Origin of the sequence: Acinetobacter amyesii, from assembly GCF_002018365.1 — a bacterium.
Taxonomy (GTDB): Bacteria; Pseudomonadota; Gammaproteobacteria; order Pseudomonadales; family Moraxellaceae; genus Acinetobacter; species Acinetobacter amyesii.
This window is the reverse complement of record NZ_MVKX01000006.1, coordinates 1-16818: the sequence shown is the minus strand read 5'-3', so window position 1 is coordinate 16818 and position 16818 is coordinate 1. Positions and strand designations below refer to the sequence as shown.

The following is a 16818-nucleotide window of genomic DNA, read 5'->3' as shown; positions in this document are numbered from 1 at the left end:
GAAGATCATTTCTGAATGAAAGCTTACACAGACGTCATCTTTGTTTTGCGAAAATAGCAGTGCTCCGAAGCACAAAAAAAGGAGCCTTTTTAGACTCCTTTTTGAGATTTGAAGCTGCGCGCTTCGCTTGTCTTGCGTAAAATTTAAAGCAACGCTTTAAGTTTTACTCAGGCTTTAGGCCTTCGGCTTTTTCTAAAGATTCATCATTGCTGAAGAATTTTTCACGTTGCTCTTCAAGGAACTTTTTCGCGTCAGCTTCAAACACGTTTAAACGTTTTTCATTGATCAACGTAGTTTGGTGTTTTAGCCATTCTTGCCAAGCTTGTTTAGATACCGTATCAAACAATTCTTGTCCCTTTGCACCTGGGAATGGTGCAAAGTCTAAACCTTCCATTTCAGCCTGATATTTACGGCAAAAAACTTGTCGAGACATATCAATACTCCATTTAACTTGAAAAAGTTATGCGTAAAGTTTTTCTAAACGTGCGTGTGCGCGTTCAATTGCTGCTTCAACTTGAGCAGGTGCAGTACCACCAATGTGGTTACGTGCATTGACAGATGCTTCAAGTGTTAATGCTTTTTCGAAGACATCCGCTTGAATCAAGTCAGAGAACTGTTGAAGTTGCTCAAGGGTTAATTCTGAAAGGTCTTTGCCTTCTTGAACACCGAGTGCAACTGCTTTACCCACAATCTCATGTGCATCACGGAATGCCACGCCATTTTTAACGAGGTAGTCGGCAAGGTCAGTTGCAGTTGAGAAGCCACGAAGTGCTGCTTCACGCATGATGTCAATGTTTGGCACTAGTGCAGGGATCATGTCGGCAAATGCCATGAGTGAGCCACGAACAGTATCGATTGCATCGAATAGTGGTTCTTTATCTTCTTGGTTGTCTTTGTTGTATGCCAATGGTTGACCTTTCATCAGGGTCAATAGGCTCATCAAGTCACCATATACACGGCCAGTTTTACCACGGATCAACTCAGGAACGTCTGGGTTTTTCTTTTGAGGCATGATTGAAGAGCCGGTGCAAAAACGGTCAGGAATGTTTACAAATTTGAACTGAGCCGATGTCCAAAGAATCATTTCTTCTGACATACGTGATAAGTGCATCATGATGAGTGATGCTGCAGCATTGAATTCAATACCAAAATCACGGTCAGAGACAGCGTCTAAAGAGTTTTCAGCGACAGCTTCAAAACCTAGTAATTCTGCAGTGAATGCACGGTCGATTGGGTAGGTTGTTCCTGCAAGTGCAGCAGAACCTAAAGGCATGCGGTTGGTACGTTTACGGCAGTCAATTAAACGCTCTGAGTCACGAACCAACATTTCAAACCACGCCATTAAGTGGTGGCCGAAAGTTACCGGCTGTGCAGTTTGCAAATGCGTGAAGCCCGGCATGATGGTATTGGTATTTTTCGCCGCTAAGCCCAAGATGCCTTTTTGTAATTTTTGCAATAATTCTAAAATCGCATCGATTTCGTCGCGAACATATAGACGGATATCGGTTGCAACTTGGTCATTACGGCTACGACCGGTGTGTAATTTTTTACCTGTAATACCGATACGTTGAGTCAAACGTGACTCAATATTCATGTGCACATCTTCTAGGTCAATGCGCCATTCGAAGTTACCCGCTTCAATTTCTGCTTTAATGGTATTTAAGCCATTAATGATATCGTCACGCTCTTGTTCAGTTAGAACGCCAACTTTTGCAAGCATGGTTGCATGTGCAATTGAACCTGCAATATCTTGTTTATAAAAGCGTTGGTCAAACTGTACAGATGCTGTAAATTCAGCAACAAAAGCGTCAGTAGCTTCGGAAAAACGACCGCCCCACATGCCTGAAGTTTGGGCTTGTGACGGATTTGAGGAATTAGAAGATGTGGTCATGTCGGCTCAATAAGATAAAAAGCATAGAACTGAGCAAGAGTATAGCAAATTCGAACCCAGTTGCCGAAGGGCAAGTTGATCAAACTTTTAGACAAGGTTTGGGCCTATGACAATTTCTGTATTTTCAGGAAAAATGGGCCGTTGGCACTATCTGTGGGAGCTGTTTCTTGCGGGCAATATTGTGGCTTTGGTCTTGGCCTTGGCCCAAGCTCAATCGTGGCATGCTTTAAGTTTTTCCAGTGTCATGCAGCATGTGTTGTTTATTAACTGGATTTTATTGGCATTTGCTGCATTTTCAGAGCTTTTGCAAAGTAAGACGCGTGGTTTAAGCATGAAAATGCTCATGTTTAGCGGGTTTGTTTTATTGCAAGCTTTGGTGTTGTTCACCACCTTAATTTTAAATGTCTTGATCTATTTTGGTGAAAATTTCAGTTTAACTGGCTTGAGTGCAGATGTTTTAACTGCTGGTGTGGTTTTAAATCTGAGCTATGGGGTTTTACTTGGGGCATTTTGTTTTCGATATTTATATTTAAGAGAACAGTGGGGGCGACAACATCATAGTGAATTAAACTCACGCATTCAGGCGATGCAAGCTCGGATTCATCCACATTTTCTATTTAATAGTTTAAACAATGTGATTAGCTTGATTGCGATTGATCCGGATAAAGCGGAGCAAATGCTGCTGAATTTATCTCGATTATTCCGGGCGAGTTTTCAAGAGTTGAAGCTGGTGAGTCTCAAAGATGAGATCGATCTGTGTCAGCGTTATTTGGCCATCGAACAAATGAGATTGGGTGATCGGCTCAATGTGGAGTGGAAACTGGCTGATATTGACCAATACGCTCAAGTACAAATTCCACTATTAACTTTACAACCTTTGTTAGAAAATAGTATTTTTCATGGAGTCGAAAAGATTTTGACAAAGAGTACGATAAATATATTGATTGAAATATTACAAAATCAAATTAATATCGTTATTACAAATCCTTATACACAGGATACAATTAAATTACGTCAGGGGAATGGTATTGCCATCGAAAACGTGAAACAGCGACTTGAGGCATATTATGGTCAGCATGTCACTTTTCAAACCTACGCAGGCGAGGGAATGTATACGACTGTGGTGCAATATCAATATAAATAGAAATCTCAGTTGACCAATAAAAATAAATGACGTTAACGAGATAAGGAGGAGAAATGGACATCCTGATCTGTGATGATGAGCCTCTAGCAGTAGAGCGATTGTCACGTTTAGTCACTCAACTTGGACATCAGGTGGTTGCGAAAGCCTCACATGGTCAACAAGCGATTGACTTGGCTCAAAGCCTCGAGCCTGATGTCATCTTACTAGATATACAAATGCCTGAAATGGATGGATTGACTTGCGCGAAATTGTTGCGTGAATTAGACCCCATGCCTGCTATTATTTTTTGTACTGCATATGATCATCATGCACTTGATGCATTTAAGTCGAATGCAGAGGGATATTTACTAAAACCGGTTATGCAACAGGAATTGCAGCAGGTTTTAGATCATTTAACTAAATTAACCCAAGCTCAATTGAGCACGATAAAACAAAAAGAAAATATGGACGAAATTAAAATCAGCCGCCATCAAATCGCGGCAAAGACCTATCGTGGTGTAGAGCTGGTACCTGTGGAAAATATTTACTATTTTCTTGCGGATCAGAAATATGTCACTGTTCGGCACAAAAACGGCAGCGTACTCATTGATGAAACGCTGAAAGATTTAGAGCATGAATTTGGTGATCGCTTTATACGCATTCATCGCAATGCCTTGGTGTCTGTGAGCTTTTTAGATGGTTTGGAAGTCGTAAGCTCAGGGCAATATCAGGTACGTTGTCGAGATTTAGAAGAGCGTTTGGCGGTCAGCCGTCGACATTTACCAAATTTACGTGAGCGAATACAAAAATTATAGGGCAAGGGTCAAAGCACATTGCGAATTAAGCTTGCATTTTCAACTGAGCAAGTTAAGTTTAGAATAATAGCCCTATAGACTGTATTTTAAAATTTATGAATATCCTTAAGATCGCAACTCGACAAAGCCCGCTTGCACTTTGGCAGGCGGAACATATTCGTGCACGCTTAGAAGCACTTCATGCAAATTTGAAAGTTGAGTTGGTGACCTTTGTGACCCAAGGTGACAAGATTCTAGATACCCCTTTAGCCAAAATTGGGGGGAAAGGATTATTTGTAAAAGAATTAGAAGCGGCATTGTTGGATGGTCGTGCAGACTTGGCAGTTCATTCGATGAAAGATGTGCCAATGGCTTTGCCTGAAGGTTTAAGCTTGGCCGTGATTTGTGAACGTGAAGACCCATTAGATGCTTTCGTTTCAAATACCTATAATAGTTTTGATGATTTACCACAGGGTGCGAAGGTGGGGACATCGAGCTTGCGCCGCAAATGCCAAATTTTAAAACAACGTCCAGACCTTGAGATTATTGATCTGCGTGGCAATGTGGGTACGCGTTTATCTAAACTTGATGCGGGCAACTATGATGCGATTATTTTGGCGAGTGCAGGGCTGAAGCGTCTGGGTTTAGCAGAGCGTATTCGTCATACTCTTGAGCCTGTTGTGAGTTTACCTGCAGTTGGACAAGGTGCATTGGGCCTAGAATGTCGTAGCCAAGATCAAACTGTATTGGATTTAATTTTGCCCTTAATGCACGCAGAGACCAATGCCTGTGTACGCGCAGAACGTGCTTTTAATGCATATCTAGAAGGTGGCTGCCAAGTACCGATTGCAGGTTATGCAACCTTAGAAAATGGTCAGATTCATTTGGAAGGTCGTGTCGGTAGCGTTGACGGTCAAATCTTGTTGAAAGCACAGCAAGTAGGCCTTCCCGAACAGGCTGAACAGTTGGGTGTCAAATTGGCCCAAGACTTGTTAGCCCAAGGTGCAGGTGACATTTTAAAGGCACTGTATTAATACATGCTTTTTATCAATACACGTCCGTTAGATCGTGCAGCGCAGCTTAGCTTGACGCTGCGCTCTGCGGGTGTTGCTGTGGCTGAGCTTCCATTACTTGAGCTCAAGCCGCGGGCATGGTCAGAAGCATTGGCAGCGTGCTACGCCCAGTTGAGTGCTGCGGATGTATTGGTTGTAGTGAGCCCCTCTGCGGTCACCTTTGGTATGCAAGGTTTGCGTAAGGCAGGCATTTCACTTGATCAGCTTGAACATATTCAATGGGTTGCAGTCGGTGACGCAACCGCAGCAAAGCTAGCTGATTATGGCATTCACAGTGTCGTACCGCAGGTGGAAACCTCGGAGGGAATGCTCACCTTAAGCCATTTAGAACAATTGGAGACTGGGGCTTGCGTTGCATTTTGGCGCGGTGAAGGCGGTCGTCAATTTATGATGCAGCAGTTGCTAGCACGTGGCATTCAGGTTCTCAATTTTGTGCTATACGAACGGCATCTACCGGAAGAGACCACTCAAAAAGTAAAAACACTCATTTCTGAACATCAGTTGTCATCTCCATATTGTATGTTGATCACCAGTGAGGCCAGTTGGCTCAATTGGCTTGACTTGATTCAGTCGCATTTATCAGTGCTGAGTCATGCACATTTTTTAGTTTTAGGTGTAAGGTTGTTCGAGCTACTTGAGCAAAGTCGTATAACACTGAACAAAGATTTTAAAATTATTCAACTCGAAGATTTAAACGCGACACACATATTGCAGCATGTGCAAGTCGTGCAGGGAAATACATGAAGAAGTTGTTTGTCGTTGTGGTCATTGTCGCCGTACTTTGGTTGGCTAAACTCAGTTTTGACCTATTTCAGGTCAATGCTCAACAAACCGAACTGATGCAACAACAAACTTTATTGCAACAGCGCAATGCAGGTTTGAATGATCAGGTCGTGGCTTTGAAACGTCAGTTGAGTGGCACAACGACCGAGATGTCGGCTGCAACGACATCGAATGCTTCGATTACTGCAGAGGCAACCCATAGTATAGAGCCAATGGTGGTGGTGGGTCAGCAACTTGATTTGGTTGAATTTGCCATGCAGCAACAACAATTTGCTGTCGCTTTGGAAAAATTAAACCAATTAGACCAACAATTAGATCAGTTGAGCTTGGCACCTGCATTGCGTATGAGTTTGCATCAGGTGATTCAAAAAGACCGTGAGACCTTAAAGCAATATGTGACAGAGCGTCAGTTGCAATCTGATAAAGTGAAAAATACCCTGCAATCGATTGATCAATTGTTAGAAAAAGAAATATTAAAGCCATACAGTTCAAAAGAGCAGCAAAAAGGTCTTTCTTTTTGGCAAAAATGGATTCAAGTCGAATCGGTCGAGCAACCGAGTCCCGTATTAATGCAGCGTAGCTTGGTATTAAAAGAAATGCAGTTGCGTTTAATTTTGGCTCAGCAGGTTTTAAATCAAGGACAATATCCTCAATTTCAACAAGAAATCACTGAAATTATGCAAATTATGCAGCAATTGCCAGATGCTTCATTAAAACCGATACGCCAACGTTTAGAACAATTAAAGGACATTCCGGTTATTTCTGTACCGCTATTAAATACTCGGGCACTCATAGGATAATCGACTATGAAACATATTTTATTGGCCTATTTATTTATTAGCTTATTGGTTGTTGCCATTATTAGTTTGCTGAGTTTTGGACATGGTGCAGGCTATGTCTATTTATACTGGCGTGAATGGCAAGTTCAATCCAATATTTGGTTTTTAGCATTATTGCTGGCACTACTGAGTTTGATCGTGCAAATGCTTTGGTATGCGGTTAAACGCTATTTAAGTCGAGAGCAGCGTAAATCTGAAACGGTCTTTAGTTTTAATAAATTACATCCCTATGAGCAATTGGCTGTCATTTGGCTTTTAAATGCTGCGCAAGATCAAAAAAACTTTATTCAGCAAGCTTTTACTGAGTCTGGATTATTAAAAGGGGTGATCGATGCGCGTTTATATTGGATTCAGCAACAATATGAAACAGCATTAAATGCATTAACTCAGACCAACCCAATGGCTTTTGAGCTTGCAGAATTGCAACGGATTGAGATTTATTTATCCCAGCAAGAGGGTGAAAAGGCTTTAACGCATCTCGAATTTTTGAATCAACATGAATTATCGCCATGGTTGCAAAAAGTCAGCACTGCCTATGAGCAGCGCTTAACCGCGCTATGGGGCATGTTTGCGTTGCAGTTTCCTTGGTTGTATTTGCGTTCGACACGTTATGGACATTTAGATGAGCTGACAAAACAAGCTTGGTTGGAACAATTATTATCTGCATTTGATCAAGCTGATGTCGATGACTTACAGTATTTAAAGCAGCGTTATTTGGATTTGCAAGATCAAATTACAGAGCGTAAATATGCGGTCAAAGTGCTATGGTTGAAAGTCTTGTCTCGTATGCCAGAGATGAGTCAGGAACATGAGCAATTGGCTATTCATTTGCTGGAACAGCAATTTAACAAAGAAGTGTTCTTTTTGTGGTTCCAGCAAAAAATGCTGAAGCAAAACCCTGATTATGTGGCTGTAGAACAGCAGATTCAACGTTGGGAAGAAAAGTATCCTGCACTACCTGTTTTTAGTTTTGCAAAATGGAATATTTACCAAGCGACAGCACGCCAAGCTGAGGCAGATGCATTATTAGAATTATATCCAGATGATGTATTAATGAGTTATTTACGCATCAAGTCAGCTTTAAATCAGCAGGAAGATTTGACCAAACAATTAAATTTAATATTTGAAAATAATGCTAATTTTATGGAAATTAGAATATAAGGACATAATATGCAAGAAAATTTAGCTCAATATTCATTGATTCATACTCAACACGTAGCTTGGGGGGATATGGATGCTTTTGGTCATGTAAATAACGTGCATTATTATCGTTATATGGAAAGTGCGCGGATTGGTTATTTAGATCAGTTGGATATATTTAATCAGTCTGTGGTTACGGTTGTTGCTTCAAGCCAGTGCAAATATTTAAGCCCAGTGGTTTATCCTGATATTTTAAAAGTGGCAACGCGCGTTGAAGAATTAAGAAACAGTGCTTTTCGTATGAGTTATATATTATGGAGTGAACAGCAACAAAAAATCGTTGCAACAGGCGATGCGGTTATTGTGTGCGTGGATAAAACTACCCTACAAAAAACCTCAATTCCAGAAAATATTAAAACCAAAATAAAAGCCTTAGAAAATTCAGTGGGAAATAATATTTAAATACAATTTAACTTTATATATTTTAAGGAGTCGTGTTAAAATATTGTAGTAAAATGAAAATTATTTATTGAATAAAAATTTTATTATAATATTATGAGCGAGTTTTCATAAGCATTATTAAAATGAAATTTCGGAGTTAAAGATTATGCCTGATATTAGTAATTTATCAGTTGAAGAGTTAAAGAAGCTTCAAGTAGAAGCTGAAGCACTGATTGCATCTAAAAAAGATCAAGCGATTGAAGATGCGTACAACCGTATTGTTGAAATTGCAGAAAATTTAGATTTAAGCGTTGAACAAATCCTTGAATTTGGTTCAAGCAAACGTAAAAAATCAACTCGTAAAGCTGTTGAGCCACGTTACCGTAGCAAAACTAATGCAGATGACACGTGGACTGGTCGTGGTAAACAACCACGTTGGTTAGTGGCTGAGTTAGAAAAAGGCGCGAAACTAGAAGACTTCTTAATTTAAGAACAATTCATGAAATCGTCATATCCTGAGTTCAGGATAATTAAACCAGGCAAATGCCTGGTTTTTTTATCTCTTTGAATTGGCTATGCAGAAAAAGTATGCATAATGTGTCTATAAAGAAAAATGTTTAAATGATGGAAAAAAATTGATGGATCGGTTGTGGTGGGATGATCAATAAAACTAATAATATTCGGTGGCTCATTTTTGCTGCGATCAGTTTTTTAATTTTCGTTATGCTGCAAGTGCCAGCAGCGTGGCTCATTACAAAGTTTTATAAAAATAACCAAATGCTACATAACGTCAGTGGCAATATTTGGCACGGGCAAGCAGATTGGACACGAGGAAATTTGAAAGGCTCGTTAAACTGGAACACGCGCCCGTGGGACTTGATTTTAGTGCGCTTGGGTGCAAATGTTGAAATTCATAGTGGCAATACCAAACTGCAAGGTGTGATGGGTTATGGTTTTGGCAAAAGTATCAGCATCAAAAACTTAGAGGGTCAAATTGCCCCTGAAACCTTAAAAAGTTTTGCCGATTGGCAATGGCCAACGAATGCCATTCAATTAAAAGATGTGCAGTTTAAATATAAGCCACAACAGGGATTTAGTCAGTCATCAGGCGAGATGCAGTGGGCAGGCGGGGATTTATCTTTTAGCTTTGCACAGCGTCAAGAGTCAATGAATGTACCTGCCATGTTGGCCCAATTAAAAGATGATAATGGCAAATTGTCGATTGATGTTCGAGATCAACGTGAACAAAAAATGATGAATTTGTCACTTGAGCCAGACCTCATGTTGGATGTGCAATTAACCCAGCGCTTTTTGATGAATGTTGCTTCCTATGAAGGTAAAGCTGGATTAGATACGTATGTGATTAGTTCGCGTCAACCCCTATTGAGTGGGGTGAACTGATGGCTGACTATTTAGACAAAATCCGTGAGATCAATTGGAAGCAAACAGATCGACTTGCACCTGTGGTCTTGGCTTTAATAATTTTGTACCTGTGCTGGAAGTTAGCCGCTTTATTTTGGTTATTGATTGCACCGCCACAAGCCATGCAGTTAGACCGAGTTGAATTGGGTTCACAGCAAACGCAAGTTCCTAATATTAGCTCCTTTGCCTTGTTTCAGGAAAATCGCAGTTCAGCAGCTGACGCGCAGTTAAATATGGTGTTGCAAGGTGTGGTGGTTGGACAGCCAAGTCGCTACTCGTCGGCAGTGATTAAGGTCAATGAGAGTTCAGATCGCTATTTGGTTGGAGAAACCATTCAAGGTTCATCATATCAACTGGCTGAAGTGTACTGGGATAAGGTGATTTTAACGCAGGGCAATGGTGCACGGCGTGAATTGGCCTTCCAAGGCATTGAAAACGGATTAGATCAACCGATTGTCCCTACAGCCAATGCAACCTCAGGCGGATCTTTGCAGAATAACAGCATGCAAAATACAACTGATCCTGCAAATTCGGGGCAAAGCACAACGCAGTCCGCGATTGGTCAGGCCGTACAACGCATGACTGAAAATCGTGAACAATATATGCAGGAAATGGGGGTAAATCCATCAGGTAATGGTGGGTTTGAGGTTTCAAACCGAACACCTGCTGCCTTGAGAAATAAATTGGGTTTGCAACCGGGTGACCGCATCATGTCTTTAAATGGGCAGGCGGTCGGTGCAGGGCAATCTGAGGCGCAATTATTAGAACAAGCCCGCCGTGAAGGGCAGGTGAAACTTGAAGTCAAACGTGGTGATCAGGTGATGACCATACAACAGGATTTTTAGTGATGTCTCATCACTTTATAGGGTTAGGAAACACAGGCGTATATGGCTTTATTTAATAATAACCGTTCAACTTTAGCTACCTATGCCATGGTGCCCTTGGTTGCTATGGTCAGCACAGCAAGTTATGCACAAACATGGAAAATCAATTTACGTGATGCAGATCTTACAGCCTTCATTAATGAAGTTGCAGATATCACGGGGAAGAATTTTGCAGTTGATCCACGGGTACGAGGAAATGTAACGGTTATTTCCAATAAGCCTTTAAATAAAAATGAAGTCTATGACCTGTTTCTCGGTGTATTGAATGTCAATGGCGTGGTGGCGATTCCATCGGGCAACACCATTAAACTGGTTCCAGACAGTAATGTAAAAAGCTCGGGCATTCCTTATGATGCGCGCCACCGTGCGTCTGGAGACCAAATTGTCACCCGAGTAATTTGGCTTGATAACACCAATGCGAATGACTTAATTCCAGCCCTACGTCCACTGATGCCACAATTTGCACATTTGTCGGCAGTGGCAGGGACTAATGCGCTGATCGTCTCAGACCGTGCAAGTAATATTTACCAGCTCGAAACGATTATTCGTAATTTAGATGGAACGGGTCAAAATGATATCGAAGCCGTGACGCTGCAATCGAGTCAGGCCGAAGAAATGATTGGGCTGTTAGAGTCGATGAGTTCGACCGGCGCTTCAAAAGACCCGAAAGGGTCACGAATTCGTATTATTGCGGACAATCGAACCAATCGTATTATCATTAAAGGTGATACAGCGACACGTAAGCGTATTCGTAAAATTATTGAAACCTTAGATGTGCCTGCGGCAGATCGATTGGGTGGATTGAAAGTTTTTCGTCTAAAGTATGCAAGTGCCAAAAACTTGTCGGAAATCTTACAAGGCTTGGTCACGGGGCAGGCCGTTTCGAGTACGAATTCATCGAATAGCTCAAATAGCAGCACGATGAACGGTTTAATGAATGATAATAACAGTTCAAATTCACAGTCATTCAGTTCACAAAATAACACCAGTTCAGGCATTAACCTTAACAGTAATAACTCTTCCAATAATACGCAAAACGGTATCTCAAGCTTTAATGCCAACGGCGTGAGTATTATTGCTGATGCCACTCAAAATGCACTGATTGTAAAAGCAGATCCGCAGCTTATGCGAGAAATTGAATCTGCGATTCAGCAGCTTGATATTCGTCGACAGCAAGTGCTGATCGAAGCGGCGATTATTGAAGTTGAAGGCACGGATACCGATCAGCTCGGTGTGCAATGGGCATTGGGAGATATCAGTAGTGGTATCGGCTTAATTAACTTTGATAACTTTGGTTCTAGTTTAAAAAATATTGCCGCAGGTTATTTAACTGGCGGTGCTGCGGGTGCAGGTAGCGCGGTGAGTGCGGGTACTTCTTTGGTCCTTGGTGATTATCGTGAAGGTAGTGATGGTTCACGCAAACTCTATGGTGCGATGATTCAGGCCCTAAAAGAAAAAACCAAATCCAATTTATTATCTACACCGTCTATTGTGACGATGGATAACGAAGAAGCCTATATTGTGGTGGGTGAAAACGTTCCATTTGTGACAGGTTCGGTCACCACCAATGGTGGCACAGCTAATCCATACACATCGATTGAGCGTAAAGATGTCGGTGTTACCTTAAAAGTTGTACCGCATATTGGCGACGGTGGTTCGGTGCGTTTAGAGGTCGAGCAAGAAGTTTCTGATGTAAAAGACAATAAAGGTCAAGCTTCGGACTTGGTTACGACTAAACGTGCGATTAAAACCTCGATCTTGGCAGAGCATGGACAAACGATTGTGTTGGGTGGTTTGATCTCTGACAATACATTGCATGGGCGTCAATCGGTTCCGGGGCTAGGGGCTATTCCTGTACTCGGTAAACTCTTTAGCTCGGAAGGAAAATCTAACAGTAAACGCAATTTACTGATCTTTATTCATCCGACCATTGTTGGAAATTCTGCCGATGTGAAGAAAATGTCTCAGCAGCGCTACAGTCAGCTCTATAGTCTGCAACTGGCATTGGATAATGACGGTAATTTTGCGAAACTACCTGAAAATGTGGACGATGTGTATCAGCAGCGCATACCTGTTTCAAAGGGTGCAGCACCAGCCCCTGTGTATAAGACGGTACCGACAGCACCACAAACCACACAGCCAGCGGCAGTGGTCTCCACGCCAGTAGCCATTGAGCCTGCAGTAAAGCGCCAAACCATTACCGTACCGAATGGCAAAGTGGCGGGCACACCTTAGGTGAGACAGCAGGGTGGTTTAGCTTTGAAACCACAGCATGCTATGATGAAAAAAACGAGCAATAGAGAATTAACTTCATGACTTGGAAAATTCAAGCAATTTCTGGTGATTTAACAGGACAAGAAATTAGTATTGAGCGAGATATGTTGGTGGGTCGTCATCAACAAGCAGATATTGTTTTACAAGAATCTGATGTATCGCGTAAACATGCTGCCTTTGTACTGAAAGATCAGGCACTCTGGTTGCAAGATCTCAATTCATCCAATGGGACGTTTATTAATGATGTCCGTTTGACTGGTGAATCACTTTTAAAAGAAGGTGATATTGTGCAGTTTGCCAGTGTGAAGTTTAGTTTATTGGCTCCGGCTAAAGCCGTGGAGATCCCTGCGGATATTGAACAAAGCGTTGAAGCGTTGCAAACAGAAGAAATTACACCTGTTCAGCAGCCGTCTGAAGCTGTTGCGGTTTCTGAAACTGCGGCACAAGAACCTGTCGTTAAAACGTCTGAAACTGAGACACAAGAGCCTATCGTTAAAACTGCAGCACAACAAATGAATGATCAAGGGATGCCAGAGTTGAAAGAGCGTGATGGCTCAGTTCAATTGACTCGTGATGGTATGCCGACCAATGTGGGTGTGCCTAAACCTGCGCCAATTCCTGAGGGAATTGACATTACTGCTGCTCCGAAAAATGAGGCATGTGATGTAGAAATTCCAGCAGCTTGTGTAGAGCAAGAACGTGAAGCGCAAAAAAATGCATCTGTAGGCTTAATCTCGGTCATTGTTTTAATCATTCTTGCAATTATTGCATGGGTGTTGTTTAAATAAACCGAGACATTCCTCAAAAGGCATGCATGGGCATGCCTTTTTTATGGGGAAAATTTACAAAACAATAGAGGGACATTATGTTTGAAGTTCGTTTAGCAGAACGCCAAATGATTTTATTTGATCTGGATGGAACGCTAGTCGATTCAGCATCTGACTTACATCGTGCGATGAATATGAGTCTAAATGCATTGCAATTACCTTTGGTCACAGAAGAGCAGGTGCGAAACTGGATTGGGAAAGGGACTTCATTATTTTGTCATAGCGTACTTGAATACTTGACCGGAAAGGTGGATGCCGCGCAGCACCATCTTTTACTGGAAACTTTTCTAAAGATTTACAATGCCGATCCTTGTGTCTTGACGCAGCCCTTTGATGGCATTCTAGCGTTCTTGGATTGGGCAAAAGCAGAGCAGAAAATTCTGATTTGTGTGACTAATAAACCAGAGCAACCGGCACGCAGTATTGTGCAGGCACTGGGTATGCATGATTACTTTGATGATGTGATAGGTGGAGATCGTTTTGAAGAGCGTAAACCACATCCCAAGCAGCTAGAGTATTGTGCGGAACATTATGCCTTGCCAAAACAGCAAATTTTGATGGTAGGTGATTCTGTTAATGATGTAGAGGCAGCACGTCGTGCGGGTATTGATTGTATTGTGGTCAGCTATGGCTATAATCATGGTGAAAATATTCGAGATTGTCAGCCGCAGCACGTGGTTGATAACTTAAAAGAATTATTGGGTTGAAATAAGTAGGGTTAAGGAAGTGAAAATGAGCAAGTGTGTAGGTTTTCGATGGCGTCACTCAATCAGCATGAGAAGAAATTAACTGAAATTGACCACGCGAAATATAGAGAAACCGAGATGACTACACAAACTCAATTTGAACAACTGAAAGCTGCTGGATATAACTTGATTCCAGTCTATCGTCAACGCTTGGCAGATACAGAAACTCCGCTATCTGTCTTTGCGCGATTAAAACAACATAAACAAGCCTATTTATTTGAATCTGTAGAGGGTGGTGAAAACTGGGCGCGTTACTCCATTATTGGTTTGGGTGAGTCCACCGTATTTTCGTGTAATGAAGGGCAGTTGACCGTTCAACATGTTGATGGCTCGATTGAAAAACAACAATGTGCAGACCCATTTCAATACATCCGTGACTTCCAAGCACAATATAAAGTGCCTACACAGCAAGATTTGCCTGCATTACCAAGCTTTACCGGCGGATTGGTTGGATACTTTGGTTATGACGCTGTGCGTTATATCGAGCCGAAGCTCAATAACGTTCCAGAAGCTGACCCAGTCGGGATTCCAGATATTTGGATGATGCTGTCTAAAACCGTCATTGTCTTTGATAACCTCAAAGATACCTTATTCTTAATTGTGCATGCCGATGTAAATGATGTTGAGGCCTACGCCAAGGCGCAGCAACAATTGGATGAGCTGGAAGAACTTTTAGCAACCCCAATTGCACTCAAAGCAAATAAGCATACTGCACCACAGTTTGAATCCATCACTGGACATGACAACTTTATTGACTCTATTGCAAAAGTAAAAGAGTACATTAAAGCCGGTGATGTGATGCAAGTTGTCCCGGGCCATCGTATGGTGTCTGATTTCGATGGTGAGCCTTTGCAGGTCTATCGTGCACTACGTCACCTCAATCCATCTCCATATTTGTTCTTGGTGCAAGGGCAAACACTTGAAAATGACATTCCTTTTCATATTGTCGGTTCATCACCTGAAATTTTGTCCCGTTTAGAAAATGGTGTAGCAACAGTTCGTCCTTTGGCGGGAACGCGACCACGGGGTAAAACCAAAGAAGAAGATTTAGCACTTGAAAAAGATTTGCTATCTGATGAAAAAGAAATTGCAGAGCATTTGATGTTGATCGATTTGGGTCGAAATGATGTCGGACGCGTTTCTAAAATCGGTAAAGTTCACGTGACTGATCAAATGGTGATCGAGCGTTATTCGCATGTCATGCACATTGTGTCAAATGTACAAGGTGAAGTGCGTGATGATGTCGATGCTTTGGATGTTTTTAAGGCAACATTCCCTGCGGGCACGCTTTCAGGCGCACCAAAAATCCGTGCTATGGAAATTATTGACGAAGTTGAACCAGTAAAACGTGGAATTTTTGGTGGTGCTGTTGGTTATTTAGGCTGGCATGGCGAAATGGACATGTCGATTGCGATTCGTACCTGTGTAATTCGAGAAAATAAGGTCTATGTTCAAGCTGGAGCAGGGGTAGTTTATGACTCAAATCCTGAATCAGAGTGGAATGAAACCCAAATAAAAGCTCGCGCAGTGATCAAAGCGGTTGAATTATCATCAAATGGATTGATTTTATGAGTTTTTCACGTTTTTTTTAGAAAAAACACTTGCAAGGATTTCAAGATTTGCTAAACTGCACACCGTTCCGATACGAAACGTACGAAACACTAAGAAACGCCGGCATAGCTCAGTTGGTAGAGCAACTGACTTGTAATCAGTAGGTCCACAGTTCGAATCCGTGTGCCGGCACCATCTTAGAAAGTTTGAGAGTGAGTAGAAGGAACGACACTGAAGTAAGTGTAAAATGGTGAGGTTCCCGAGCGGTCAAAGGGGGCGGACTGTAACTCCGCTACGAAAGTTTCGAAGGTTCGAATCCTTCCCTCACCACCAATTTTAAGACTTCAATAAGTGGTTTGTACCAACATCGTGCGGGAGTAGCTCAGTTGGTAGAGCGGTAGCCTTCCAAGCTACATGTCGCGAGTTCGACCCTCGTCTCCCGCTCCATATCTATTGAAGTGCTTATATTTGCTCTTATAGCTCAGTGGTAGAGCACTCCCTTGGTAAGGGAGAGGTCTCGAGTTCAAATCTCGATAAGAGCTCCAGATTTTACAGTTTAGCAACTTTAAATGTTGCACAAGATTCCAGAAGCAGGCTTTTTAGTCTGCTTTTCAAGTATTGGGTGTTTATTTTTTTAGGCGATATGTCGGAGCTGGGTTTTACTCAGAATTGTGTTCGACGTAAACGAGGAAGAAAAGCATGGCTAAGGCTAAGTTTGAACGTAATAAGCCACACGTTAACGTGGGCACAATCGGTCACGTTGACCATGGTAAAACGACTTTAACAGCTGCAATTGCAACTGTATGTGCAAAAAAATTCGGCGGTGAAGCGAAAGATTACGCTGCAATCGACTCTGCACCAGAAGAAAAAGCACGTGGTATTACAATTAATACTTCACACGTAGAATACGATTCTCCAATCCGTCACTACGCTCACGTAGACTGCCCAGGTCACGCCGATTATGTTAAAAACATGATTACTGGTGCTGCGCAAATGGATGGTGCGATCCTTGTATGTGCTGCGACTGACG

Annotated in this window: 16 protein-coding genes, 4 tRNA genes and 1 pseudogene; 19 read left to right on the top strand and 2 right to left on the bottom strand. The window is 41.9% G+C overall.

Annotation, left to right across the window (positions count from 1 at the left end; genetic code table 11):
• Positions 1-163: 163 nt before the first annotated feature.
• Both B1202_RS10070 and argH read right to left on the bottom strand, forming a co-directional pair.
• Entirely contained in the window at positions 164-433 is a 270-nt protein-coding gene (locus tag B1202_RS10070) for an oxidative damage protection protein (RefSeq protein ID WP_078190466.1), read from the bottom strand.
• Between the two features lie 27 nt (positions 434-460).
• Positions 461-1891 carry an argininosuccinate lyase gene (gene argH, locus B1202_RS10065; protein WP_171262638.1) on the bottom strand — a complete coding sequence of 477 codons (1431 nt, stop codon included), beginning with the start codon at positions 1889-1891 and terminating at the stop codon, positions 461-463.
• On the opposite strand from argH, the pseudogene B1202_RS10060 reads away from it, so the two are divergent.
• The 19 genes and pseudogenes from B1202_RS10060 to B1202_RS09970 form a co-directional block, all read left to right on the top strand.
• A pseudogene (locus B1202_RS10060) lies at positions 1882-3035 on the top strand (sensor histidine kinase). The gene argH and the pseudogene B1202_RS10060 overlap by 10 nt on opposite strands.
• Positions 3036-3088: 53 nt before the next feature.
• Complete coding sequence (locus B1202_RS10055) at positions 3089-3829, top strand: LytR/AlgR family response regulator transcription factor (RefSeq protein WP_078190465.1); 741 nt, start codon at positions 3089-3091, stop codon at positions 3827-3829.
• Between the two features lie 95 nt (positions 3830-3924).
• Positions 3925-4842: a hydroxymethylbilane synthase gene (hemC, locus tag B1202_RS10050; RefSeq protein ID WP_078190464.1), complete on the top strand. Its 918-nt coding sequence runs from the start codon at positions 3925-3927 to the stop codon at positions 4840-4842.
• A 3-nt stretch (positions 4843-4845) separates the two neighbouring features.
• The gene (locus B1202_RS10045) at positions 4846-5625 is read left to right on the top strand and encodes a uroporphyrinogen-III synthase (RefSeq protein WP_078190463.1); all 780 of its coding nucleotides are present in this window, start codon (positions 4846-4848) and stop codon (positions 5623-5625) included.
• Positions 5622-6464, top strand: a complete 843-nt coding sequence (locus tag B1202_RS10040) for a hypothetical protein (RefSeq protein WP_078190462.1) — start codon at positions 5622-5624, stop codon at positions 6462-6464. Before B1202_RS10045 ends, B1202_RS10040 begins: the two co-directional genes overlap by 4 nt.
• A 6-nt stretch (positions 6465-6470) precedes the next feature.
• Complete coding sequence (locus tag B1202_RS10035) at positions 6471-7664, top strand: hypothetical protein (RefSeq protein WP_078190461.1); 1194 nt, start codon at positions 6471-6473, stop codon at positions 7662-7664.
• A 9-nt stretch (positions 7665-7673) separates the two neighbouring features.
• Entirely contained in the window at positions 7674-8105 is a 432-nt protein-coding gene (locus B1202_RS10030; RefSeq protein ID WP_078190460.1) for an acyl-CoA thioesterase, read from the top strand.
• Positions 8106-8247: 142 nt separating this feature from the next.
• Positions 8248-8574 carry an H-NS family nucleoid-associated regulatory protein gene (locus B1202_RS10025; protein WP_078190459.1) on the top strand — a complete coding sequence of 109 codons (327 nt, stop codon included), beginning with the start codon at positions 8248-8250 and terminating at the stop codon, positions 8572-8574.
• A gap of 167 nt (positions 8575-8741) precedes the next feature.
• Positions 8742-9485, top strand: a complete 744-nt coding sequence (gene gspN / locus B1202_RS10020; RefSeq protein WP_078190458.1) for a type II secretion system protein N — start codon at positions 8742-8744, stop codon at positions 9483-9485.
• Positions 9485-10351 carry a type II secretion system protein N gene (locus B1202_RS10015; protein ID WP_078190457.1) on the top strand — a complete coding sequence of 289 codons (867 nt, stop codon included), beginning with the start codon at positions 9485-9487 and terminating at the stop codon, positions 10349-10351. Before gspN ends, B1202_RS10015 begins: the two co-directional genes overlap by 1 nt.
• Before the next feature lie 42 nt (positions 10352-10393).
• Positions 10394-12625, top strand: a complete 2232-nt coding sequence (gene gspD / locus B1202_RS10010; RefSeq protein WP_078190456.1) for a type II secretion system secretin GspD — start codon at positions 10394-10396, stop codon at positions 12623-12625.
• Between the two features lie 77 nt (positions 12626-12702).
• Positions 12703-13452: an FHA domain-containing protein gene (locus tag B1202_RS10005; RefSeq protein WP_078190455.1), complete on the top strand. Its 750-nt coding sequence runs from the start codon at positions 12703-12705 to the stop codon at positions 13450-13452.
• A 77-nt stretch (positions 13453-13529) separates the two neighbouring features.
• A complete protein-coding gene (locus tag B1202_RS10000; RefSeq protein ID WP_078190454.1) occupies positions 13530-14198 on the top strand; it encodes a phosphoglycolate phosphatase in 669 nt (222 codons plus the stop codon).
• Positions 14199-14315: 117 nt separating this feature from the next.
• Complete coding sequence (trpE, locus tag B1202_RS09995) at positions 14316-15809, top strand: anthranilate synthase component I (RefSeq protein WP_078190666.1); 1494 nt, start codon at positions 14316-14318, stop codon at positions 15807-15809.
• 98 nt (positions 15810-15907) lie between these two features.
• Positions 15908-15983: transfer RNA gene (locus B1202_RS09990), tRNA-Thr, on the top strand.
• A 54-nt stretch (positions 15984-16037) separates the two neighbouring features.
• Positions 16038-16121, top strand: a tRNA-Tyr gene (locus B1202_RS09985).
• A gap of 38 nt (positions 16122-16159) precedes the next feature.
• A tRNA-Gly gene (locus B1202_RS09980) sits at positions 16160-16235 on the top strand.
• Positions 16236-16258: 23 nt separating this feature from the next.
• Positions 16259-16333 (top strand) — tRNA-Thr (locus B1202_RS09975).
• Between the two features lie 154 nt (positions 16334-16487).
• On the top strand, positions 16488-16818 hold a 331-nt coding region (locus B1202_RS09970; RefSeq protein ID WP_228145157.1), incomplete at its 3' end, for a GTP-binding protein.